The organism is Candidatus Thiothrix phosphatis, assembly GCF_035668035.1.
Lineage (GTDB): Bacteria > Pseudomonadota > Gammaproteobacteria > Thiotrichales > Thiotrichaceae > Thiothrix > Thiothrix phosphatis.
Window position 1 is genome coordinate 22183 of record NZ_JAYMYJ010000125.1, and the last position, 23775, is coordinate 45957.

A 23775-nucleotide genomic window follows, 5' to 3' on the forward strand; every position below is an offset into this window, starting at 1 on the left:
GCCAGCAGCAGACGGCTTGACTATAGTAAGCCGTTTGTTACCGAAATCATAAAGCCGCATAAACGGAGAAACCATGTCCCAGGCTGATTCCATCCACACCCTGTCGCTCAAGGGCATCCGCGACGGGGTGCAATCAGGCGCATTTTCAGTCATGGAGGCGACCGACGCCTATCTTGACCGTATCGAACGCTTCAACCCTGAACTGAACGCTTACATCACCGTCACCCGTGAGTCCGCCAGGGCGCAGGCGGTAGCGGTTGACAACCGCATCCGCAAGGGTGAGTTGTCCGGCCCGTTGGCGGGCGTCCCCTACTCGCTGAAAGACCTATTCTGTTCGGAAGGCGTGTTGACGACCTGCGCTTCCAATATGCTGCGCAATTTCGTTTCACCTTATGACGCGCATGTGGCGGAAAAGCTGAAAGCGGCGGGCGGCGTATTGCTCGGCAAGAACAATATGGACGAGTTCGCCATGGGTTCCTCCAATGAAACCTCTGCATTCGGCAATGTGCGCAACCCTTGGGATACCAGCAAAGTGCCGGGCGGCAGTTCCGGCGGCGGCGCGGCGAGCATTGCGGCGCGGCTGGCTCCAATGACGCTGGGCACTGATACCGGCGGCTCCATCCGTCAACCTGCGTCATTCTGCAATATCACCGGCATCAAGCCGACCTACGGGCGCATTTCCCGCTTCGGCATGATTGCGTTTGCCTCCAGCCTTGACCAATGCGGGCCGATGGCCCCGTCTGCGGAAGACTGCGCGATTACCCTGAATGTGATAGCCGGGCTGGATAGCCGTGACTCCACCAGTGTCGATCTGCCGGTGCCTGATTACACCGCCAGTTTGAACGGTTCCATCGAAGGCCTGAAAATCGGCCTGCCAAAAGAGTTTTTCGCCGAAGGGCTGGCTCCGCAGGTAGGCGATGTCATCGACCGCGCGATCAAGGAATTCCAGGCCAAAGGCGCGATCATCAAGGAAGTATCCCTGCCCAACAGCCATCTGGCGGTGCCGGTTTATTACGTGGTTGCTCCGGCGGAATGCTCCTCCAACCTGTCACGCTTCGACGGCGTGCGCTTCGGCCACCGTTGCGCAGACCCCAAAGACCTGACCGACCTGTACGAACGCAGCCGTTGGGAAGGCTTTGGCGCGGAAGTCAAACGCCGCATTATGATCGGCACTTACGCGTTGTCTGCGGGCTACTACGACGCCTATTACCTGAAGGCGCAACAAGTGCGCCGCCTGATCAAACAGGACTTCGAAACCGCGTTTGCCGAGGTGGATGTGATCATGGGGCCATCCTGCCCCACCACCGCTTTCGGCCTTGGCGCGAAGAAGGACGACCCGATTGCGATGTACCTCGAAGACCTCTACACCATCCCAGTTAGTCTGGCAGGCTTGCCCGGCATGACCTTCCCGATTGGTTTCGCTGCGGATGGCCTGCCGGTCGGCATACAACTGGTTGGCAATTATTTTGAGGAAGCGCGCATGTTGAATATTGCGCATCAGTACCAATCTTGGACTGATTGGCATACCCGTTTGCCAGCCAAATTCGCGTAAGGAGGGAAGCATATGGAATGGGAAACCGTCATTGGCCTGGAAGTTCACGCCCAGCTTTCCACCAATTCAAAGATTTTTTCCGGCTCATCGATTGCCTATGGCGCAGAGCCGAACACGCAAGCCAACTTGGTCGACCTCGGTATGCCGGGTGTGTTGCCAGTGCTGAACAAGAAAGCGGTGGAAATGGCGATCCGCTTAGGCTTGGCGATTGACGCGCAGATTGCGCCAAAATCCATCTTCGCCCGCAAAAACTATTTCTACCCTGACTTGCCGAAAGGCTACCAGATCAGCCAGTACGAGCTACCTGTGGTCGCCAACGGCCATCTCGATATTGAGTTGGAAGATGGCGGCGCCAAGCGTATCGGCATTACCCGCGCGCATCTGGAAGAAGATGCAGGCAAATCCCTGCACGAAGATTTCCACGGCAAAACCGGCATTGACCTCAACCGCGCCGGTACGCCGCTGCTGGAAATTGTTTCCGAGCCGGATATGCGTTCGGCAAAAGAGGCCGTCGCCTACCTGAAAAAGTTGCATGTGCTGGTGCGTTACCTCGGCGTGTGCGACGGCAATATGCAGGAAGGCTCGTTCCGCTGCGACGCCAACGTGTCGGTGCGCCGCCCCGGCCAGCCGTTCGGCACCCGTGCGGAAATCAAGAACCTGAACTCCTTCAAGTTTATCGAGCGCGCCATCAATTACGAAGTTGGGCGCCAGATTGACCTGCTGGAGTCCGGCGGCAAGGTCGTGCAGGAAACCCGCCTGTATGACCCGGATCGTGACGAAACCCGCTCCATGCGCGGCAAGGAAGACGCCAACGACTACCGTTACTTCCCCGACCCGGATTTGCTGCCGGTCGCGATCACGGCGGAAGACATCGCAGCGGTGCGCGCCACTTTGCCGGAACTGCCGCATGTCAGGATGCAACGTTTCATGGATGCGTTCGGCTTGAGCCATTACGACGCCGAGTTGCTGACCCAGAACCGTGAGGTCGCCGGGTATTTTGAAGCGGTCGCCAGCGGCTGCAATGACGCCAAGCTGGCCGCCAACTGGGTGATCGGCGAAGTCAGCAAGGCGCTGGCGGACAACGGGTTGGAAATTGCCGCCTCCCCGGTCAGCAGCGATGCCTTGGTTGAACTGCTCAAGCGCATCCAGGACAACACGCTTTCCAACAAGATCGCCCGTGACGTTTTTGCCGCGATGTGGGATGGCGAAGGTTCCGCCGATGAGGTGATCGGCAGGAAAGGCTTGAAGCAGATCACCGACACCAGTGCGATTGAAGCTGTGATCGATGAGATCATCGCCAACAATCCGAAGCAGGTGGAAGAATACCGCAGCGGCAAGGACAAGCTGTTCGGCTTCTTCGTCGGCCAGGCGATGAAAGCGTCCAAAGGCAAGGCCAACCCCGCTGCCCTGAACGACATCCTCAAGAAAAAGCTGGAGGGCTGAACATGTCAATTTCTGCTGAAGAAGTGAAAAAAGTCGCCCATCTGGCGCGTCTGGCGGTGCCGGATGAGCAACTGGAAGGTTATGTGCGCAACCTTTCCAATATCCTCAAACTGGTCGGCCAGTTGCAGGCGGTTGACACTGCCGGGGTCGAACCGATGGCGCATCCGCTCGACATGGCCCAGCGTCTGCGTGAGGATGTGGTGACCGAAAACAACCACCGCGAGCAATATCAGGCGGTGGCTCCGGAGGTTGAAAACGGCCTCTATCTGGTGCCGAAAGTCATTGAGTGACGTTCGGCGCTGTAATGCAATGATCCCGGATAAACCTGTCAGGAGTATGTTGGCATGACCGACAATAACAATCCTTACCAGCCGCCCAAAGCCGATGTCACGCCGCCGCCAGCACCTGTCGGCAGTATGGCTTTGCTGGCTGAACCCCGTTCCGTTTCCGCCGGGTCGGCGTTGGAATGGCTGTCCGAAAGCTGGCCTATGGTCAAAAGCAATCTCGGTGTCTGGATAATGATTACGCTGGTCTTGTTCGTCATCCAGTTTGTGATGGGTCTGGTTCCGTTCCTTGGGGATATTGCATCCTCCCTGCTGGGGCCGGTGTTTACCGGCGGCATCCTGTTGGGCGTGCGTCGCGTTGCGGGCGGGGAGCCCTTGCGTTTTGACCACCTGTTCGCAGGTTTCAGGGAAAAGCTGACGCCGTTGCTTGGGCTGGGCGGTTTGACGCTGGGCATCATGTTCCTGTTCGGTGTTATTTTGGGAGGGGTGTTCGTCGGCATGAATATGGACAACCTGCAAGGCAAGCCAGTCACGCCAGAGGATCTGTTAAGCGGATTGAATACCGGCCTGATTGCGGTAGGGGTCATTTTGCTGATTTTCGTCATGATGTTGTTCTGGTTTTCGACCCAGCTGGTGGCGCTCAATGATGTGCCTGTGTTCCAGTCATTGCTGCTGAGTTTCAAGGGGTGCCTGCGCAATCCTCTTCCGCTGATGTTCTATTTGCTGCTGGTCGTTTTGCTGGTCATTCTGGGGGCGTTGCCCATGTTGCTGGGCTTGCTGGTGGTTGTGCCTTGGTTGTTCGCCAGTTCTTATGTTTCCTACCGGAAAATTTTTATTCAGTAAGCCATTTCCTACGCTTTAAGTATTGTGAAAAACCCGCTTCGTGCGGGTTTTTGTTTCTTCATGGATTATGATTAAAATAACTTATTAAGGATGGGTAAAGTTGTTCGAAGGTACTTTGTAACCACCAATTAATTAATTTTTCTAAGGCTGGTTAATCGAGGGGCTGTAGACATGCGCATGCAGGCGTTGGCGACATTTTGTGCCATGAGCATTTTTTTGAGTGTATCGGGTTGTAGTCAAACTGTTAGTTCCGTCAAAGAAAGCGATGAGACGGAGGATTTATTGTTTGGCAAAACCTCTGTTGCGGATAAGGGCAAGCTTAAAACTCCAAAGGTATCCCAAGCGAATAACAGAAAAGGCACGCAGAAGGCGTCTGCCTACTCCACCCCTGCTTTCGCCGGTCAAACACAGGTGCCGCAACTGTCTCTCAATGAACTGCATTTGATTGCAGACCGAATTTTCACCAATGAAAGTGGCGGCGATCCTAACAAGCTGGTGCATTGGAATGAAGGGGAGGATTTTGCCTCCATGGGGGTTGGGCATTTCACTTGGTATCCGGCAGGCAGGCGGCAAAGCTTTGGGAATACGTTTCCTGACATGTTAGGGTACTTGCAAACTAATGGCGTACAACTGCCTATCTGGTTGCAACAAGCACGCTATCAAGGGGCACCATGGCGCAGTAAGGCTGAACTGATGCGCGCCAAGCAAACCGGGCAGGTGCAGGATCTGCAAAATATGCTCTACCAAACGCGCATGTTGCAAGCGGCTTATATCGTTGAACGCGCCCGCCGGGCGATGCCGCAATTGGTCAGTACGGCACCACAACATTCCCGTGTGCGGGTTGCCCAAAATTTGAATGCTATCGCCAATACCCCGGGTGGCTGGTATGCGTTGGTGGATTACGTCAACTTCAAAGGTGAGGGCCTGAATATCAGCGGTGGCTACAAAGGCCAGAATTGGGGGTTGCTGCAAGTGTTGGAAGAAATGCAACCCGTCCAGCCAGGGCAGCAGGCGTTGCATTCGTTTGCGGATGCGGCCACTCGTGTGCTGGAGCGCAGGGTGCGTAATTCCCCACCGGCCCGTAATGAGGCGCGTTGGCTGGCGGGCTGGTCAAATCGGATTAACACTTACCGCTATCCTGGTGTTTGAAACAGCATTGATGGGTAAACTTTTTTCATATTTTGTTTGATCGTAGCGCTCGTCGGGTGGCAATTTCATGACGGGCTAATTTCCCTTATAGTCTAATAAAAACAACAATAACCTTATTGCCCGAATCGTGTGGGCAAATAATAAAAATAATAGGGAGAAAACCAAATAATGAAAAGAAAAGCCGCCCTCTTGCTGGCGGGTCTTGCAAGTATTGGCCTGTCTGCTTGCAGCCCCAGCTCCCAGTCTGTCAGAAACACGCATGCCTCAGCGGTTTCTCATACAAACCAAATGTACCCAGGGGATCCGCAACAGGCGTTCGCCATGCAGAATCCAGCAGCACAAAATGCTTCCCACTTTGCATCCCAAAATATTGGCCGTTCAGGTAATTATGCTGGCGGCATGCCGGAGTTGTCTCCTGTTGAGTTGCAGGCGATTGGCGACCAAATTTTCAAGAATGAAGGTGGCGGAAGCATCACTAACTTGGTGCACTGGAATGAAGGGGAGGATTTTGCCTCCATGGGCATCGGACATTTCACCTGGTATCCGATAGGCCGTACTGGGCGCTTTGGCAGCACTTTTCCGGAATTGCTGAACTACATGCAGGAGCATGGTGCGCAAATCCCTGCTTGGCTGCCGCGTAACGGCGCTCCCTGGTATAGCCGTGGACAATTAATGCAGGCAAAAAATACCCCCCAGGTGCAGGAGTTGCAAAATTTCCTTTACCAGACCCGCACCTTGCAGGCGCAATTCATTGTCGACCGTACCCGCCGCGCAATGCCGAAACTGATTAGCACCACCTCCAATGGTCTGCGCCCGCAGGTGGCGGCGAACCTGAATGCTGTCGCCAACACGCCCGGTGGCTGGTATGCGTTGATTGACTACACCAATTTCAAGGGTGAAGGCCTGAACCGCAGTGGCGGGTATAACGGCCAGAACTGGGGGTTGTTGCAGGTGTTGGAAGAAATGCGCCCAACCCAATCCGGCCAACAGGCGTTGCACGAGTTTGCCAACGCCGCCCTGCGGGTGCTGGAGCGCCGCATCCGGAATTCGCCGCCAGAGCGTAATGAGCGCCGCTGGCTGGCTGGCTGGACCAACCGGGTGAACACCTATCGCCGTTTGCTGGTCTAGTCCAGAAAGCCTTCGACCAGTGCGGTGAATTCAGCGGGCGTCTGCACATGGGGCAGATGCCCGGCAGTTTCAATCGCCGCCAGTCTTGCCGCCGGAAAATACTGCCGGATCAACTCCATATCCGCTTCTGTCACATAATCCGACTGTTTGCCATGGATGAACAGCGCGGGCGTGGGGCATGTGGAGTCAACGGCGGGAAAGCCTGAAATTTTCAGGTAATGGCGGGCGATTTCGGCCAGGTTGCATTGCCAGTAAAAGTCGCCATCCTTCTTGCGGCCAAGATTTTTCAGCAGGAAGCCGCGTTCGAAAGGGTGTTTGACGACAGGGGTTAGCCACTCATCCGCCTGTTTGCGGCTGTTGATTTCCGCCAATGGCATCGCCAGCATGGCCTGCAACAGCGCCTGATGGCGCGGCGGGTAGGCTTTCGGCGCAATGTCCACCACCAGCAAACGTCGGATCAGGGCAGGTTGCTGCAAGGCCAGCGCCATTGCAACTTTCCCCCCCATGGAGTGCCCCATCAGGTCAAAGTTGGCAATGCCCAAGGCCGCCAACAGCTCCAGCAAATCATCCACCATTTGCCGGTAGGACATGCCTTCCACATGCGGCGAGCCGCCATGATTGCGCATATCCACCGCCAGTATGCTGCGTTTGCCGGTCTGGCTGCGGGAGAATGTGTACCAATTGTCCAACGAACCCAGCAGCCCATGCAAAACCACCAATGGCATCGCGCCGTCTGTTTCTTTACCGTGAAGTTGATAGTTCAGCACGCGAAATTACGTCCCATGGTGGCGATGGCCTCCAGAATTTCCGCCCGTTCCGTATCGCTCAGGGCAGGCACATTGTAGTAGATGCTGTGGCGAACATCCTGGATGCCGCAAAACGCCAGTGTGCCATCCGTGACCGGGCGGTAAATCAAATGTTCGGCGTCGGTTTTGCGGAAATAATCCTCCGAACCGCCTGCGGTGATCAGCACTAACGCGCGTTGATGTTGCAACAAGCCTTTGACGCCCTCCTGGGAGTATTCGAACGCAGTGCCGTTGGTCAGCACATGATCGAACCAGCCTTTCAGGATGGCCGGGCGGTCAAACCACCATAATGGGTAAATGAACACCAATCCATCCGCCCACAGCAGGCCTTCCTGTTCATGACGGATTTTTTCCGGAATGGAGCCGGTTTGCAGGACAGCCAAATCGGATGCCCGCAGCACCGGGTCGAAGTTTTCAGCGTAGAGATCCTTGATCCGAACTTCGTGGCCGCCTTCCAGCAGGCCGCGCTGGCAAGACTCCAGCATGGCGTGGTTGAAGCTGGCGGGGTTGGGATGGGCGTAAACAATCAAAACGCGCATGAAGTTTCCTTCTGTCGGTAATGGGGGAAGTCCTTTAATGCAGGGTGTCGCTGCCTGGCATCGATGGCCTGAACAATTGTCCTACATCAACAGCGTCCAGCGTATAACTGGCGTTGCAGAATTCGCAAATAATCTCGATTTTTCCCTGTTCTTCCAGTACTGCTTCGGCTTCCGCCTGGCCAAGGGAGCGTAGCATGTTGTCCACTTTTTCCCGGTTGCAGCCGCAGTGGAAGTGGATGTCCTTGCCGTCAAACAGGCGCACATCCTCTTCATGGAACAGGCGGAACAGGACTTCTTCCGGCTCCAGATGCGCCAGCTCAGCGTTGGTCAAGGTGTCCAGCAGGATGGAAGTGCGCTCCCAGTCTTCCATCGTGGTTTGCTCCTGCGGCAGGCGCTGCAGCAGGATTCCCGCCGCCGTGCTTGCGTCCGACATCAGCCACAGGCGGGTGGGCAACTGTTCGGAACGGGCGAAATAGGCTTCCAGCGCCTGGCTGAGTGACGCGCCTTCCAGAGGGATCAGGCTTTGGTAACGCTCGTTATTGTGCTGCGACTCCAGGGTGATGGCCATTTGCGCTTCGCCAAACAAAGCGGGCAGGGTGGCGGCGTCAGCTTCCCGGCTCCAGCGGGCCAATCCGCGCACCGCGCCCTGCGCTGTCGCTTGGATGACCAGCAGGTGGATGGGGCCGTCGCCGCGGATTTGCAGGGTCAATGAACCATTGTGTTTGATGGTTGCGGTCAGCAGGACAGCGGCGGTCAATGCTTCCCCCAGCACGTTTTTGACAAACTGCGGGTAGGTTGTGCGGCCAAGCATTTCTTGCCAAGTCTGGTCAAGGTGTATCCACTCGCCGCGTACATGGGCGCGTTCCAGCATAAAACGTCTTAATGTATCTGATGACATATTGCCTATTTTGTCCCTAGTGTGATAACTGCTTTCTAAACCTTGGTTAATCTGGTAAAAAGGCGCGTGTTTTGGCCGGAACGTGAACTTATCACACTACCCGGCTTGCCCAAAGTGGTCGTGGTTGCTACATTTAGCGGATTATTTTTGGGGCCGCCCAAGGGTGGTCTTTTTATGCAAAAACGACACGCACCCTGGATGTGTTAGCGTACCTCATTTACTTAGCTTAAAAGCCGGATTTAGCAGATTATGTTCAGAGCCCTTTCAGGTTTGTTTTCCAATGATATTTCCATTGACCTGGGCACCGCCAATACCCTGATTTACATGCGAGGCAAAGGCATCGTGCTGGATGAGCCATCCGTTGTCGCCATTCGCCAGGATCGTGGCCCAGGCGGCCCCAAGTCGATTGAGGCTGTTGGCGTTGAAGCCAAAAAAATGCTGGGCCGCACACCGGAAAACATTACCGCCATTCGCCCGATGAAGGACGGCGTGATCGCTGACTTCACCTATACCGAAAAAATGCTGCAACACTTCATCCGCAAGGTGGATGCGGGTCGTATTCTGCGCCCTAGCCCGCGAGTGGTGATCTGTGTTCCTTGTGGCGCCACCCAGGTGGAGCGCCGCGCTATCAAGGATTCGGCGCTTGGCGCGGGCGCGCGCAAGGTATACCTGATTGAGGAGCCAATGGCGGCGGCGATCGGTGCCGGCATCCCGGTGGATGAAGCGGTCGGCTCCATGGTGCTGGACATTGGCGGCGGCACTTCCGAAGTGGCTATCATGTCACTGCGCGGCATTGTTTACTCTGCATCCGTGCGTATCGGTGGTGACCGGCTGGATGAGGCCATCATCAGCTATGTGCGCCGCAATTACGGCATGCTGATCGGTGAAGCGACTGCCGAGCGCATCAAATGTGAAATCGGCTCCGCCTACCCTGGCAAGGAATTGCTGGAAATCGAGGTCAAGGGGCGCAATCTTTCCGAAGGCGTGCCGCGCAGTTTCACCCTGACCAGCAATGAAATTCTCGAGGCGTTGCAAGAGCCGCTGTTTGGCATTGTCAGCGCCGTCAAGACTGCGCTGGAGCAAACGCCGCCGGAACTGGCTGCTGACGTGGCTGACCGTGGGATTGTCCTGACCGGGGGCGGCGCATTGTTGCGTGATCTTGACCGTTTGCTGATGGAGGAAACTGGCATTCCGGTTGTGATTGCGGACGATCCACTGACTTGTGTCGCCCGGGGTGGCGGCAAGATTCTGGAGATCATGGAAGAAGAAGGCGTCAACTTCCTCGCCACCGACTGACCATGAAACCCTGGTAGAACAGCGGAGGCGGCCATTAACGATATTAACTACCATGCCACGCCGGGATTTTCATTCCGGTTCATGGTGCTGATACTGGGCGCATTGGTGCTGATGGCCGTGGATAACCGTAATCCGGCGGCCTTGGCTCCTGTCCGCACCTTTTCCACCATGATCCTTTACCCATTGCTGAAAAGCGTCGACTTCCCGCAAAGCCTCTATAAGGAGTCAAGCGGCTTTTTCGCCGTGCAGAAACAGCTGGCGGAAGAAAACACTGTCCTCAAACAGCAGGCGCAGATTTATGCCGCCCAGCAGCAGGACATGAACACTATCCAGGCTGAAAACCAACGTTTGCGGACGATGTTGAATGCAGCCCCGCGCGAAGGTTATTCATTTTCCATGGCAGAAGTCCTGAAAGTTGCGCAAGATCCCGTTCGTGGCATGGTGACCCTAAACAAGGGGACGCGGGATGGCGTGTACGAAAGTCAGGTGGTGTTGGATGGCAACAGCATTTATGGCCAGGTGGTGAATGTGACGCCGATCAACGCCACGATAATGCAGCTGATTGATCGTGAACACTCCATTCCGGTGCGGAACCAGCGCACGGGAGAGCGTGCCCTAGCCAATGGGCATGGGCGCGGGATGCCGATGGAAATCCGCAACCTACCCGCGAGCAGCACAGTCAAGGAAGGCGACATTTTTGTTTCGTCCGGGTTGGGCGGATTGTTCCCACCAGGCTTCCAGGTTGCCAAGGTGTTGCCCAAGGGGGTTGAATTCAAGCCGGGTGACCCGTTTGCGACGGTTTGGGCGATACCCGTGGTCGATTACGAGGCCGTGCGGGAAGTGTTGCTGGTCTGGAAGAAGCCGGGAGAGGAAGCGGATCCGCCGGTCAAAGAAGTGACTGTGGCTCCACCCGCAAAAGGGGAGCGTAATGCCCGTTAAAGACCCCCGTTTTCCTGGCGCTGTTTTATTGACCTTGGTTATCGCTACAATTTTGTCCATCATTCCGGTCGGTGAGTATCTGTCTTTCTGGCGTCCGGAATGGATAGCCTTGACGCTGGTGCATTGGGCACTGATTATCCGCGACCGTTTGAGCTTGGTCATGGTTTTTTGCGTCGGGCTGGTGATGGACTCCCTGTATGGTTCGCTGCTGGGGCAACATGCGCTGGGTTATGTGCTGGTGAGTTACCTCGCCGTGCGCCTGAGTTTGCGGATGACGCCGGAAGCTTTTCTCCAGCAACTGGCGTTGCTGTTTGCCATTCTTGGCCTGTATATGCTGATTAATTTGTGGATACAGAATGTCACCGGCGGCAGTAACCCAGCCGGATGGCTGTACTGGGCCTCCCTGCCGAGCAGCATTGTCATCTGGCCGGTATACCATTCCCTGTTGGGATATTTTCAGGTGCAGCGGAAAGCCCTTTAATGGCTGCTTTGTCAATTCAGGATAAGAATTGCTGTTGAATGGCAGGTGAATTGTCCCGCCTCTTGCAGTTCTGCTACGGTGACCCCATTAATGCCCTGTCCTGATCAAGAGGAATGCAAATTATGTCTATAAACGCCTGCCAGCAATTGCCCTGTGCCGTGATGCCTGATGTCGCCAAGCAACCTCACGCAGGCCCCAAAGGCACGCTCAATTGGGTGGGGATGAGCCAGATCGAGTTGCCGGTTTTCCTGCGCGGCCCCAGTGGCGAGCGGGTGCAGACCCTGGCCAGGGTGCAGGCTTATGTCAATCTGATTGACCCCAACAGCAAGGGCATCCACATGTCCCGCCTGTATGTGGCGCTGGACAATATTCTGGGCATGCATGACCTGACCCCGGAAGTGCTGCGTGAAACCATCGGCCAGTTTGTTGACACGCATGGCGGCCTGAGTGATGCGGCCTATCTGGAATGCCGTTTTGATTATTTCGAACGCCGTAATTCCCTGTTGAGCGACAATAGCGGCTGGAAAAACTACCCGGTCAAGGTGGCGGCCACCCTGCGCCATGGCCAGATCGACACCGAATTGAGTGTGGAAGTGCCGTATTCATCGACTTGCCCGTGTTCGGCAGCGCTGGCGCGCCAGTTGATCCAGGAAGGTTTCCGCGAAACGTTTGGCCAAAGTGCTTCTTTGGTGGACGCCAACGCAGTCTACGACTGGCTGGGCACCACCCATGGCATCCGCGCCACGCCGCACAGCCAGCGCAGCATCGCCCAGGTCAAGGTCAAGCTGGCGGAAAAGGTGCGTAATCTGCCTGTAACCAGTTTGATCGACCGGGTGGAGGCTGCCTTGCAGACGCCGGTGCAGGCCACGGTCAAACGGGAGGACGAACAGGAGTTTGCCCGCCTGAACGCCGCGAATTTGATGTTCTGTGAGGATGCGGCCCGCCGTTTGAAAGCAGCCCTGAACGATGATATTTCCGTGCGCGATTTCTGGTTGCGGGTTAACCATATGGAAAGCCTGCATGCCCATGACGCTGTCGCCATTGTGGTCAAAGGCGTGGAAGGCGGCTATCGTGATGATCCACGGGAATATATTCATCCAACCTGATTTGCCGTGGAAAAAGTTGTTCTCGTCAATGAGCAAAATGTCGTCGTCGGCACAATGCCCAAACATTTGGCCCATACCCTGCAAACCCCGTTACATCGGGGTTTTTCTGTTTTTGTTTTCAATCCGGCGGGGCAATTGCTGTTGCAGCAGCGCAGCTTCGGCAAACTGACCTGGCCAGGGTTCTGGTCGAATTCCTGCTGTGGGCACCCGGCTTTGGGTGAGTCGGTGGCTGAGGCCATCCAGCGGCGGACTCGGGTGGAATTGAACATCCAAGTCTATGGTTTGTATGAAGCCTTGCCGGATTTTCATTACCGCTGTGAGTACCAAGGCGTGGTGGAAAATGAAATTTGCCCGGTATGGCTGGCGCGCACCCAGGATGAGCCTGACCCCAATCCTGAGGAAGTGGCGGCTACCCGCTGGGCAAGTTGGGAGGATTTTCTGCGCTTGCTGAAGGAGGACGCTGCTGGCCGTTATTCGCCCTGGTGCAAGCTGGAAACGGCGCAGTTAGGCGGGGCCGTCAGCAGGTTTCTGGATACGGCTGCTTTGCCTGGCTTATAATTTTTCGGATGTTCCGCCGCTTTTTCAGTTTATTGCTCGGTTTGCTGCTCGCCATGAATGGGTGGGGGGAAGAGGCGTTGTCTGTCAACGCTTCCTCATCGCCTCCTGACCTGCAACATTTGAGCACTGATTGGTGGCAATATATCGGCCAGGCTGGCGATCAGCAGGAACAACGCTTGCGGGATCTGCTAAAGCAGGTGGAGCGTTTGCGTGGCATTGATGTGGAAATGCGCAGGAGTGAATTGCAACAGGCGGCAGAAACTTACCTTGCCGGTTTGCAGAAAAAGAACCCACCTGAACTATCTGCGGCACCGCTTGCCGTGCATGGCCAATATAATCTGGAAGAGCTGTTCAGCCTTGATGACCAGTTGCAGGCGCTCAAGTCCGATTTGCTGGCAAAACAAAGTCAATTGAGTGAGCTTGACAGAAAAATCAGTGGCTTGGACTCAGGCCTGCAACAGACCAAATTGCGCTATATAAATTTGCCGGACAATGATCCTGCCCGTATTGGGGTGGCGTTGGAATGGGTCACGCAGCAATTGCGGCTGGCGAGTTTCCGTAATGAACAGGCCTTGCGCCAGGAGACGCTGGAGTCGTTGAAACAGGAGGCGGCTGCGTTACAAGGCGGCCTGAATGACGCCAGCGGTCATCTGCAACCGGCGGCGCAGGAGGTGGTTGCAGGCGCTGTCCAGCAATTGGCGGCGGTGCGCCAGCAGGAGGGAAGCCTGCAATCGCAACTCGATGCGCTGGAGTTGGAGTCATTGGCGGCGACGGACATCACCCCGCAGGGTCAAGCGCGTAGCCGCCTGCTGGTGCAAAAGCTGTTGAATCTGCAAGCGCAACAGGCCAGTGCCCAATTTCAGGCGTTGAATTTACAAGCACAAATCTATTTGGAGCAATTGCTGGCCAATGACTTCGGTTCGGGTTTCAAGGATATGCGCGAGTTTCTGCGTGACGCCCGCGTACAATTGATCCAGATGCCGGAAAAGTTGCAACGCTGGCGGCAGCAGGGGAGTTTTGAGCCTGAGAGGGCGGCAGATGGCCAACTGGTTGTCGCTCAGGGTGAGGAAGGGAAACTGGTTAGGCAGGTGGCCACGTTGGCGGATGAAACCCTCGGTCTGCTGGATGGATTGGACAAAAGCCTTGCCCGCAACCGTCTGTTGTTGGATCTGCTGGGCAGGCAACTCCTCAAATCTCAAGGCGGTGCCAAGGCGGCGGTTTCCGCTGTGGCGGATACAGCGGGTAATGTGGTGCAACTTTCGCTCGATAGCTTGCATAGGCCATTGTTCGAGATCAATGAAACACCGATTACGGTGATCAGCATCCTGCGTTTTTTGGTCATTCTGTTGCTGGCGTGGATCGTTTCGACCATCCTGCGCGGTATGCTGCGGCGAGTCGCCCGCAGCCAAGGTGAGGAATATACCGGCTCGCTGTTTGTGGTTCGCCGGGTGCTGCATTACGCCATCGTGATTCTCGGTTTCATGATTGGGCTGTCTTCCATTGGCATTGATGTTAGCAAGTTCGCGCTGATCGCCACCGCCCTCAGTATCGGCATTGGTTTCGGCCTGCAGAACATCATCAATAATTTCGTCTCCGGCATTATCATGCTGTTCGAAAAGAGCCTGAAGATTGGCGATTTCGTTGAGCTGGAGTCGGGTGCACGGGGGGGCGTGCGGGAAATGCGGGTGCGCAGCACTGTCATCGCCACCAATGACAATATCAGCATCGTGGTGCCCAATTCCGAATTCGTTAGCGGGCGGGTGGTCAATTGGACGATGCGGGAGGCGTACCGGCGCATCCGGGTGCCATTTGGCGTGGCTTATGGCACGGACAAGGAGCTGGTGCGCAAGGCGGTGCTGGAAGCCGCTGAACGGGTTCCCTACACGCTTCAGCACCCTACCCGTGCGCCGCAAGTCTGGTTGGTTGGTTTTGGCGACAGCGCCCTGAATTTTGAGCTGGTGGTATGGCTGACACCGGATGCCGTCAAGCGTCCATCTTTTGTCCATGCCTGTTATTGTTGGGAAATTGACACCTCACTCAGCCAGTACGGCATCGAAATCCCATTCCCGCAGCGAGATCTGCATATTCGTACAACCGTTGGGCTGGAAAACCGGCCAGAGCCGCCGCTGCCGTCAACGTAGGGATAGTTCCGTGTCCAATTCCGCCAACCGTTCCGGCGTGCCGATGTCGCGCCAGTCGCCCGTGAACAATTCGCCACTCACTTGGCCCGCATCCATCGCCGCGCGTAATAATGGGGCAAGAGGCCGTTTGCCATGGGGCAAACCGCTGAACAGTTGAGGGTGGTAATAACCGATGCCGCTGAAGGTATGGCAGGGCGTGCCGCTACTGTAGACTCGCTCATTGGCTAGAAAGAAGTCACCCTGCGGATTGTGGTCTGGGTTATTGACCAGCACCAGGTGGGCAAGGTCGCCATCCGCAAGCGCATGAGGCAGGCAAGGGTAGCCGCACCAGACATCGCCATTCACCACCAGGAATGGCTCATCGCCGAGCAGGGGCAGCGCCTTGATGAGGCCACCGGCGGTTTCCAGTGCGCCTTCCTGCTGTTCGTCGGAATAAAGCAGCTTGACACCCCAACGTGAGCCGTCGCCCAACGCTTCCGGGATTTGCCAGCCCAGCCACGCAAGGTTGATGACAATTTCCTGGAAACCGGCTCGGGCAAGCTTTTCAATATGCCAGACAATCAGTGGTTTGCCGCCCGCAGAGAGCAGGGGTTTGGGGGTATGGTCTGTCAGTGGGCGCATGCGCACGCCGTGTCCGGCGGCCAGGATCATGGCTTTCATACAGGTCAGTTGGGAATTTGGAGAGCGCCGATGCGTTCCGGAATGCCGACGCTGCGCATCCATTCCACCAGCTCGCTGGTTTCAGGGTGGCGGGAACCGATTTCCAGCACATAACCCAACACCAGCGGCAGGTCGCCCAGATACTCGGGTTTGCCGTCACGGTAGTTGAGGCGGCTGAAAATGCCCAGCACCTTGAGATGGCGTTGCAAGCCCATCAGGTCGAACCAGTGCATGTAGGTGTGCTGGTCAACAGGGGGCAAAATGCCGTTGGCGATGGCCTCCTTGCGGTAGCAGTCCACCCACCATTCCACTTCGTTTTGCGGCCAGACGATATAGCAATCGCGCAACAGTGACACTAGGTCGTAGGTGGTCGGGCCAATGACCGCGTCCTGATAGTCGATAATGCCGGGGCTGTTTTCCTGGGTGACCATCAGGTTGCGGCTGTGGTAATCGCGGTGGACAAAGCTGGCGGGTTGGCCAATGGCGGATTCGATCAGGACATCAAATGTTTGGCGGAGCAGTTCGTGCGGAATGTCGGCTTTGTTGAAGCCCAGATGCTTTTTCAGGAACCATTCCGGCATCAGCTCCATTTCCTGGCGCAGGGTGCGCTCATTGTAGGCGGGCAAGTGGTCGCAATCGGCCTGCTGTAGCTGGAGCAACGCCTGCAGGGCGTCAGCGTACAAGTCCTTGGCGGTTTCGAGGTTGAGTTGGTTGAGGTAGCTGATTCTGCCCAGATCTTCCAGCAGCAGGAAGCCGTCCAGCAGGTTTTGTGCCAGCAGTTGCGGGACATGTACGCCGGTTGCCTGCAAGCGGTGGGTAATGTCGATAAACGGCTGGGTGTTTTCCTTGTCGGGCGGCGCATCCATGCAGATGGCGGAGCCTTCAGTCCCACGGGCGCGGAAGTAACGGCGGAAACTGGCGTCGGCTGAGGCAGGCTCCAGCAGGGCGTGTTCCCAGCCCGGAAGGCTGTTGACCCACTGGGTTAATTGCTCAAGACGTGTATCCTGTGTCATAACTGCGGCCTTCCTGTCTCGTGTGGCTGGGCGTAAAAGCGTTATCCTAGCACGACAAGCTTTCTGTAAATTGAATAATAAAGTGGCATTGTTTATGACTCATGCGGAAGATTTGTGGCCAGCGCCGGAATATTATCAGCAGGTGGAAAAGCTGCGCAGCATGGTAGGGCAGCCGTTGTATATTGTCGAAATCCATTCGGGCGAGATCAACGCGGGTGTGAATTTTCCCGGTAAACCGCTGGTGTTGCTGGCGATTGCCGATTATCCGCAGCCCGACCCATACCGGCAGCTCTGCCCGCACCTGCTGGTGCTGGATGACGGGCGTGGGGTAAATTTGGGCAGGGTGGCGCGGGTCAGCCGCCACAGCGCCTTTACCCCTGAAGCGGATGACCTGCTGTTTATTAACCGCGAATTTGTCCAGAATGTCTTGCTGGCGCCGCGCAGCTTGAGCCGGGAGTCGGCGGCAGCGGCCACCCGTGCGGCGCTGGCGCAAATTTTTGGCGACACGCCGGGGAAATACCTGGAGGCCCATGCGGAGCCGCCCACCACCAAGGTTGCAGGGCGCGCCTCGTCCCTCCCTCGGGCAACTAACGGTGCTGGAAAAACATTTCGTAAAGGGTGAGGCCGATTTCCACCACGATCAGGATGACGATATACCATTCCACCCGCAGGCTGCGGCGGGTATGCAGCAGGTCGAGGAGGGTTTCGGCGGTGTTGGAGATGACCTGTAGCTTGCGCTCCAGCGCCAGATGGCGTTCACGCAGTTCGAATTCATCTTCAAGGTGCAGATAAAGGCCTTCCAATTCCGGGCGTTCCCACAGCAGGTCAGGTTTGTCGGCGACTTCGGCGCGCCCCACCATGCGCTGCTGGCTAAGTAGGGAATCACCGATGTAGCTCAACAGCACATTCATCTTTTGGCCGCTACGGCCTGCGCTGAGGTTTTTCGCCAGCGGTTCGATCTGGTCGAAGGTCTTGGCGACGCGCGCCTCATCATCGGACAGCACTTCACTGCGCGCCAGCATTTCCGCCACCAGTTGCAGGCGGTGGATGGAGGCGTCCTGCAACCACAAACAACCATTGGCGTCGATGCCTTCGAGGGTGTTGGCGTTGATCCGCAGATTGAGCTTTTCATCTTCCGGCCAGGTGCGTGGCTCGCCGGTCAGGGGGAGCAGGCGTTCCAGAAACAGGGTTTCCTGCTCGGCGTTCATGCTGAAAAACACCACCACGCCGTAACGGAACAGGATGGCGCAGCCACCACCAGGTATCGCCAGCGATAGCGGATTGATGGCGACGGTTTCATCGGCCCGGAACGGTTTGGTGTCGATGCGGCTGCCTAACAGCAGGGCGCGCACCCGGATTGGGTTGTCGCTGGACAGGTCGATTTGTAGGGTAGCCATGTGCAGATTTGCGCTAGTTGTTTTGATGCTGGTAAGTAGGCCGGATTTGTGGGCAATAGGCAATAAAAAAGGGTGCGGAAACCGCACCCTTTTGATCCTGAGGGAACCGTTGAGACTTATTGGTTCTCGCGGTTGTCGATCAGGTTGTCGACCACGCTTGGATCCGCCAGTGTGGAGGTGTCGCCCAGGCCTTCGAGCTCGTTGGCGGCGATCTTGCGCAGGATACGGCGCATGATCTTGCCGGAACGGGTCTTCGGCAGGCTTGGTGCCCATTGGATGATGTTGATTTTGGCGATTGGGCCGATTTCATCACGCACCAGCTTGATCAGTTCGGCTTTCAGCGCGTCAGTGCCTTCTTCGCCCGCCATCAGGGTGACGTAAGCATAGATGCCCTGGCCGGTCAGCTCATGTGGATAACCCACAACAGCGGCTTCTGCAACCTTGTCATGCAGCACCAATGCGGATTCGATTTCGGCAGTGCCCAAGCGGTGGCCGGAAACGTTCAGTACGTCATCCACACGGCCAGTGATCCAGTAGTAGCCGTCTTCGTCGCGGCGGGCACCGTCGCCAGTGAAGTAGTAGCCAGGGTACATGGCGAAATAGGTTTCAAAGAAGCGCTTATGGTCGCCGTAAACAGTGCGCATCATGGATGGCCATGGGAATTTGATCGCCAAGTTGCCTTCCGCCGGGTTGCCGTCGATTTCGATGCCTTTGTCATCCAGCAGCACAGGTTGCACGCCGAAGAACGGAATGGTTGCGGAACCGGGCTTCAACGTCGTGGCACCTGGCAGCGGGGTCAGCATGTGCGCGCCGGTTTCAGTTTGCCACCAAGTGTCGACAATCGGGCAGCGGCCATCACCAACCACGTTGTAGTACCATTCCCAAGCTTCCGGGTTGATCGGTTCGCCAACCGTGCCGAGGAGGCGCAGTGAGGTGCGTTTGGTTTTCTTGACCGGCTCGTCACCGGCACCCATCAGGGAGCGGATCGCGGTTGGCGCGGTGTAGAAAATGGAAACGTTGTGCTTGTCGCAAACTTCCCAGAAACGGGAGATGTCCGGGTAGGTCGGGATGCCTTCAAACATCAGGGTGGTGGCGCCATTGGCCAGCGGGCCGTAGACGATGTAGGAGTGGCCGGTCACCCAGCCCACGTCAGCAGTACACCAGTAGACTTCGCCATCCTTGTAGTCAAATACGGTCTTGTGGGTCATGGCCGCTTGCAACAGGTAGCCGCCGCTGGAGTGCAGCGCGCCTTTGGGCTTGCCGGTGGAGCCGGAGGTGTAAAGGATGAACAGTGGGTCATCCGCATCCATTTCTTCCGCCGGGCAATCGGCGGAGGCTGCCTCAAGGGCTTCGTGGTACCAAATGTCGCGGCCTTCAGCCCAGGCTACCGGCGCGCCGCCGCGTTGGACGACGATGCAGGTGTGGACTTGTGGGCAAGCTTCAACAGCTTTGTCCGCATTCTTTTTCAATGGCACTTTCTTGCCGCCGCGCATGGATTGGTCGGATGTGATCACGACTTCGCATGCAGCGTCATTGATGCGGTCTTTCAGTGCATCGGGCGAGAAACCACCGAACACGATGGAGTGGACGGCACCGATACGGGCGCACGCCAGCATGGCGACCGCCGCTTCCGGGATCATCGGCAGGTACAGGGAGACGCGGTCGCCTTTTTTGACACCGCGGGATTTCAGGACATTGGCGAATTTGCTGACTTCTTCGTGCAGTTCGCGGTAGGTGATCTTGCGGTCATCATCAGGGCTGTCGCCTTCCCAGATGATGGCGACCTGATCGCCTCGGGTTTCCAGGTGACGGTCCAGGCAGTTGTAGGCCACATTCAATGTGCCGCCCTTGAACCAGTTGATGTGCAGGTCATCTGCGCCGAAACTCCAGTCCAGTGCGGTATCCCATTTTTTGAACCAGGTCAGGTATTTTTCTGCCTGCTCGCCCCAGAAACCCGCAGGGTCATCAACAGAACGTTTGTACATTTCAGTATATTGTTCTGCATTGATGTTTGCCTGGGCGGCAAAGGCTGCGGGTACGGGATAGGTTTTGACTTCAGACATTATGGTTGACTCCTCGTTCTAGCTAATCGGCAAGTGATTGTCACAGTGGTGCGGGGTTGTTGTATCTCACTATTTTTGAGGCTCTATCTTTATACAATCTACCGCTGGTTGTCCAGACAAGTGACTAAAAAAAGCCAGGATTGTCGACATCTCAGGTTTTTTCCAGGCCATCGCGCACCAACGGCTGCATGGCGGTAAGCAAACTTTTAAACAGGTTTGGATGTTGCCGTTCCTCCACCGCCAGCAATTCTTTCATGTGCTGGCGTTGGGTAGGCGTCCCGAAACACATGGGGCAATTTTCTACAATGACAGGCAATCCTGCCGCTTTGGCGAAATCAGCGGTCTGGCGCTCCCTGGTCATGACCAACGGGCGGATGACACGCAGGTCGCCTGCATCGATCCGGTAGTGTGCCTTCATTGTTTTCAATTTGCCACCGTGAAACGCAGACATCAGAAAACTTTCCGCAAGGTCGTCCAGGTGTTGCGCCAATGCCAGCACGTTATAACCCTGCTCACGGGCTGTCCGGTACATCAGGCCGCGTTTCATGCGCGAGCAGAAGGCGCAGTAGGAGTCATTGTCCATATGTGTTTCCGCCAACCTGACAATAGGCTCGCGCACATAGTGATAGGGGACGCCGAGCGTTTCCATGTAGGGAATCAGCGGCGTTGGGTCAAAGCCGTCGGATTGCGGGTCAATGGTGACGGCGGCGAATTCGAAGCGGATGGGGGCATGGCGCTGGAAATGGTTGAGGATGTGTAGCAGCGCCAGCGAGTCCTTGCCTCCGGACAGGCCTAACAGGATACGGTCGCCTTCACGGATGAGCCGATATTCCCCGATGGCTTTGCCGACCTGGCGCAACAGGGATTTGGGGGGGGCGACGAATGCGGGGTGGATTTGTTCTGCAATATTCATATCGGGAGGCTACAGCTATGTCACGAAAAGAGCATAAAAGCCCGATTGTAGTGGCAGAATTCGTATGAATGAAAGTGTGTTCGAAGATTGGCCGTATTTTGGGTGGATGCAGGGGAACCGTAGGGGAGCGGTGACGTTGGTTGGGCTCCAAATAAATACCCCCGCTTTTAGGGCGGGGGTGAGAGGAGTCGAGACATGGTCAGGCATTTTATTGTTATTGATGTTTAAGCCTGCTCTCTGCCTCTTGGGGCTTGCTGATAAATTTCTTTCTTGTTTTTGCTGTTGCGTCGCTCTGACTGGCGAGTTGCAGGATAGAGTGCAACGCTTGTGCCAACTTTAAATTTATTTATATGTAGTTGAATTTAAAGTAATTTTTTCGTGATACTTGCATGTTGGCCTGGAAGGGGAACTGGCAAGCCTGTCAGAAATCGACAGGCTTGGTGGCAGAGGATGACAGGGAGTGACAGTATTGCCATACTCAGGCTATCGGATCGGTAAAGGGAGGGGTGAGAATGCGGCCCAAACATCGCTACGATTATTGGCACATCATCGTGCTCTGTGGGATTTTCCTGCCGCCTGCGTCATTGGCGGCCGCGTCCATTGGTTCAGTCAAGGTTTTCAAGGACTGGGCAGTCGCTTGCAACAATATCCGCGCCTGTGAAGCCACTTCGTTTATGTTCCGTGACGATGGCTCGGGTGAAATGAGCGCCCTCTTGCAGCTGAAACGGGGCGGCAAGGCGGATGACGCCCCCCATTTCAGCCTGATCTTGGGGTATGACGCCTTGCCCGCCAATTTGGTCGGCAAAACTGTCCGGTTGCAGGCTGGGGGGGAATCGCTGGCGTTGGGGGCCTTGACCAGCGTCCAGCAAAAAGCGGCCGCCATCGCTATTCCTGTGGAAAAAAACACTGCCCTGCTGGCCATGCTGCAAAAGCCTGCATTGTTGGAAGTTGTTGTCGGCGCACAAACCTATCGGGCAAGCTTGAGCGGTTTTGCCGCCAGTTTGCTGTATATGGATGAACAGCAAAAGCGCCTGGACACTGCCAGTGCCTTGCTTCGCAAAGGTGACAAAGCCATGACGGACAAGCCGCCGGAAGTCCCACCGTTGAAAGCGGTGTCGCCGCCAAAAGGCATGCAGGCCCCGAAAGACCTGGCGGGCAAAGTGCGCAAGGTGATGGCCGATAGCCTGACGGACTGCGAGGCTGACGAGGGCGATTACAAACCTAGCGAACGTGATTTCACGGAACCGCTTGATGCAGGCCACTATCTGGTAGGCGTCGCTTGTTTTAGCGGCGCTTATAATGAGATGACCGATATTTTTGTGGTGACAAAAGACTCTGCTGCTTCCGCCAAGCCACAGACGGTGCGCGCCAAACTGGAATTGTCTGGTGGTGAAGGTTCACAATTGGTGAATGCCGATTTTGATCCAAAAACCGGCATATTGTCCGAATACAACAAAGGGCGCGGCTTGGGTGATTGTGGTTCTGATACGCAATGGGTATGGACTGGCAAGCAATTTGCGGCGGTCTCACATAATGATATGCCAGAGTGCCGGGGCGTCATTGAGTACCTGAATCTGTGGACGGCGCAGGCTGTCAAACCAAAATAAGCCTTCCTGTATTAATCAGCATCGGTAAAGGAGTAAGGAGCATGATACGTTTTACCAGTCCGGCGGGTGCCAGTGTGTCCATGTTTGATAAGGATGCAAAGGCGTTGATCCGTATGATGGGGCACAGCGGTGCCGTCCCTAGCGCCATTCGTGCTGAGGATGTGGCGGAAGCGCTGCAAAATTTGACAAATGCCCTCAAGACGGAGGAGGAACAAGAGCAAGATGGGCAGCAAGGCAAACCGCAGCAGCAGGATGAAGAGGATAAACGTGTCAGCGTCAATGTCCGCGCTTATCCGCTGCTGGAATTATTGAATGCTGCTGTCGCCAAACAGAAAAATGTGATGTGGGAGCAAGATCACTCATTGTTCTGATCGCCGACAGTTTACGGGGTGGTTTGGCTCGCTTTGGGGGGTGGAGCATGTGGGGCTTACGGGTAGGAGCGCCAGCTGATTGCAGATGTTGGGGAGGGAGGCATAAAATCATTTGAGTGCGATCATTATAAATATTTTACGTTATATAAATTACAATAATTGAATCTCTCGAATTTAAACGTTGGCCGTTCTTAGCATTTTGTTATTTAAGTATAATTATTGCCTCTATATCCACTGGTCGGCAAAATGCTCCCTTCATTTTTCTGATCTGTGCTATAACCTTTTTAGCCTGAATAATTAGGGCTTAAATTTATTTAGTCAGAAACTATATAAGGTTACAAGCTATGTCAGAAATTCTTGCTCCAAAAGGACTTCCAATAATTAAGCAAGCTGGTCTTGTGTTGGCGGCGGTGTTGTGCGCATCCCTGTTGAGCGCGTGTGACTGTGATGGCGATTGTTCTACCGGCGGCACAACTACCGGCGGCACAACTACCGGCGGCACGACTACCGGCGGCACGACTACCGGCGGCACAACTACCGGCGGCACAACTACCGGCGGCACAACTACCGGCGGCACAACTACCGGCG

The 23775-nt window shown here is 55.9% G+C and carries 24 protein-coding genes; 16 read left to right on the top strand and 8 right to left on the bottom strand.

From position 1 onward, the window contains the following. Positions 1-73: 73 nt before the first annotated feature. From gatA to VSS37_RS14535, 6 genes are all read left to right on the top strand, one after another. Positions 74-1552 (top strand): Asp-tRNA(Asn)/Glu-tRNA(Gln) amidotransferase subunit GatA, encoded by a 1479-nt coding sequence (gatA, locus tag VSS37_RS14510; RefSeq protein ID WP_324696376.1) that lies wholly within the window; start codon positions 74-76, stop codon positions 1550-1552. 12 nt (positions 1553-1564) lie between these two features. Beyond that, complete coding sequence (gatB, locus tag VSS37_RS14515) at positions 1565-2995, top strand: Asp-tRNA(Asn)/Glu-tRNA(Gln) amidotransferase subunit GatB (RefSeq protein ID WP_324696377.1); 1431 nt, start codon at positions 1565-1567, stop codon at positions 2993-2995. Positions 2996-2997: 2 nt separating this feature from the next. After that, positions 2998-3285, top strand: a complete 288-nt coding sequence (gene gatC, locus VSS37_RS14520) for an Asp-tRNA(Asn)/Glu-tRNA(Gln) amidotransferase subunit GatC (protein ID WP_324696378.1) — start codon at positions 2998-3000, stop codon at positions 3283-3285. Positions 3286-3339: 54 nt separating this feature from the next. After that, on the top strand, positions 3340-4122 hold the full coding sequence (locus VSS37_RS14525; protein ID WP_324696380.1) for a BPSS1780 family membrane protein: 783 nt from the start codon (positions 3340-3342) through the stop codon (positions 4120-4122). Between the two features lie 411 nt (positions 4123-4533). After that, positions 4534-5271 (top strand): hypothetical protein, encoded by a 738-nt coding sequence (locus VSS37_RS14530; RefSeq protein ID WP_324696382.1) that lies wholly within the window; start codon positions 4534-4536, stop codon positions 5269-5271. A gap of 321 nt (positions 5272-5592) precedes the next feature. Continuing rightward, positions 5593-6399, top strand: a complete 807-nt coding sequence (locus VSS37_RS14535; RefSeq protein WP_324696384.1) for a hypothetical protein — start codon at positions 5593-5595, stop codon at positions 6397-6399. Here the strand turns inward: VSS37_RS14535 and VSS37_RS14540 are convergent. From VSS37_RS14540 to hslO, 3 genes are read right to left on the bottom strand one after another with little or no spacing between them, the layout of a single operon-like run. Continuing rightward, complete coding sequence (locus VSS37_RS14540; protein ID WP_324696385.1) at positions 6396-7166, bottom strand: alpha/beta fold hydrolase; 771 nt, start codon at positions 7164-7166, stop codon at positions 6396-6398. The two genes, VSS37_RS14535 and VSS37_RS14540, sit on opposite strands and share 4 nt — an antisense overlap. Next, positions 7160-7744, bottom strand: coding sequence for an NAD(P)H-dependent oxidoreductase (locus tag VSS37_RS14545; RefSeq protein ID WP_324696386.1), 585 nt, complete (start codon positions 7742-7744; stop codon positions 7160-7162). Before VSS37_RS14545 ends, VSS37_RS14540 begins: the two co-directional genes overlap by 7 nt. Positions 7745-7778: 34 nt before the next feature. Further along, positions 7779-8642 carry an Hsp33 family molecular chaperone HslO gene (gene hslO, locus VSS37_RS14550; protein ID WP_324696387.1) on the bottom strand — a complete coding sequence of 288 codons (864 nt, stop codon included), beginning with the start codon at positions 8640-8642 and terminating at the stop codon, positions 7779-7781. Between the two features lie 249 nt (positions 8643-8891). On the opposite strand from hslO, the gene VSS37_RS14555 reads away from it, so the two are divergent. The 6 genes from VSS37_RS14555 (at position 8892) to VSS37_RS14580 (ending at position 15163) form a co-directional block, all read left to right on the top strand. Next, a complete protein-coding gene (locus tag VSS37_RS14555) occupies positions 8892-9938 on the top strand; it encodes a rod shape-determining protein (RefSeq protein WP_324696388.1) in 1047 nt (348 codons plus the stop codon). A gap of 42 nt (positions 9939-9980) precedes the next feature. After that, positions 9981-10877, top strand: a complete 897-nt coding sequence (gene mreC, locus VSS37_RS14560) for a rod shape-determining protein MreC (protein WP_324696421.1) — start codon at positions 9981-9983, stop codon at positions 10875-10877. Next, positions 10867-11358, top strand: a complete 492-nt coding sequence (gene mreD / locus VSS37_RS14565; protein WP_324696390.1) for a rod shape-determining protein MreD — start codon at positions 10867-10869, stop codon at positions 11356-11358. Before mreC ends, mreD begins: the two co-directional genes overlap by 11 nt. A 122-nt stretch (positions 11359-11480) precedes the next feature. Further along, positions 11481-12464 carry a GTP cyclohydrolase FolE2 gene (folE2, locus tag VSS37_RS14570; protein ID WP_324696391.1) on the top strand — a complete coding sequence of 328 codons (984 nt, stop codon included), beginning with the start codon at positions 11481-11483 and terminating at the stop codon, positions 12462-12464. A gap of 6 nt (positions 12465-12470) precedes the next feature. Beyond that, positions 12471-13022: an isopentenyl-diphosphate Delta-isomerase gene (gene idi, locus VSS37_RS14575; RefSeq protein ID WP_324696392.1), complete on the top strand. Its 552-nt coding sequence runs from the start codon at positions 12471-12473 to the stop codon at positions 13020-13022. 8 nt (positions 13023-13030) lie between these two features. Next, positions 13031-15163, top strand: a complete 2133-nt coding sequence (locus VSS37_RS14580) for a mechanosensitive ion channel domain-containing protein (RefSeq protein WP_324696394.1) — start codon at positions 13031-13033, stop codon at positions 15161-15163. Here the strand turns inward: VSS37_RS14580 and murU are convergent. Both murU and VSS37_RS14590 read right to left on the bottom strand, forming a co-directional pair. Next, positions 15155-15823, bottom strand: a complete 669-nt coding sequence (murU, locus tag VSS37_RS14585) for an N-acetylmuramate alpha-1-phosphate uridylyltransferase MurU (protein WP_324696397.1) — start codon at positions 15821-15823, stop codon at positions 15155-15157. The genes VSS37_RS14580 and murU overlap by 9 nt on opposite strands. 5 nt (positions 15824-15828) lie before the next feature. Beyond that, positions 15829-16836, bottom strand: coding sequence for an aminoglycoside phosphotransferase family protein (locus tag VSS37_RS14590; protein WP_324696398.1), 1008 nt, complete (start codon positions 16834-16836; stop codon positions 15829-15831). A 94-nt stretch (positions 16837-16930) separates the two neighbouring features. On the opposite strand from VSS37_RS14590, the gene VSS37_RS14595 reads away from it, so the two are divergent. Next, complete coding sequence (locus tag VSS37_RS14595; RefSeq protein WP_324696399.1) at positions 16931-17458, top strand: hypothetical protein; 528 nt, start codon at positions 16931-16933, stop codon at positions 17456-17458. Here VSS37_RS14595 and VSS37_RS14600 read toward each other — a convergent pair. The 3 genes from VSS37_RS14600 to VSS37_RS14610 all read right to left on the bottom strand — a co-directional run bounded on the left by VSS37_RS14600 (position 17424) and on the right by VSS37_RS14610 (position 21209). After that, positions 17424-18233, bottom strand: coding sequence for an RMD1 family protein (locus VSS37_RS14600; protein WP_324696400.1), 810 nt, complete (start codon positions 18231-18233; stop codon positions 17424-17426). The two genes, VSS37_RS14595 and VSS37_RS14600, sit on opposite strands and share 35 nt — an antisense overlap. A 116-nt stretch (positions 18234-18349) precedes the next feature. Next, the gene (acs, locus tag VSS37_RS14605) at positions 18350-20296 is read right to left on the bottom strand and encodes an acetate--CoA ligase (RefSeq protein ID WP_324696401.1); all 1947 of its coding nucleotides are present in this window, start codon (positions 20294-20296) and stop codon (positions 18350-18352) included. 151 nt (positions 20297-20447) lie between these two features. Further along, positions 20448-21209, bottom strand: a complete 762-nt coding sequence (locus VSS37_RS14610) for a PP-loop family protein (protein ID WP_324696402.1) — start codon at positions 21207-21209, stop codon at positions 20448-20450. Between the two features lie 512 nt (positions 21210-21721). Between VSS37_RS14610 and VSS37_RS14615 the strand changes: the two genes are divergently transcribed. The 3 genes from VSS37_RS14615 to VSS37_RS14625 all read left to right on the top strand — a co-directional run. Continuing rightward, positions 21722-22816, top strand: coding sequence for a DUF1176 domain-containing protein (locus tag VSS37_RS14615; RefSeq protein ID WP_324696404.1), 1095 nt, complete (start codon positions 21722-21724; stop codon positions 22814-22816). Between the two features lie 41 nt (positions 22817-22857). After that, positions 22858-23187 carry a DUF1840 domain-containing protein gene (locus VSS37_RS14620; protein ID WP_324696405.1) on the top strand — a complete coding sequence of 110 codons (330 nt, stop codon included), beginning with the start codon at positions 22858-22860 and terminating at the stop codon, positions 23185-23187. Positions 23188-23585: 398 nt separating this feature from the next. Further along, a partial coding sequence (locus VSS37_RS14625; protein WP_324696406.1) for a hypothetical protein occupies positions 23586-23775 on the top strand: 190 nt, incomplete at its 3' end.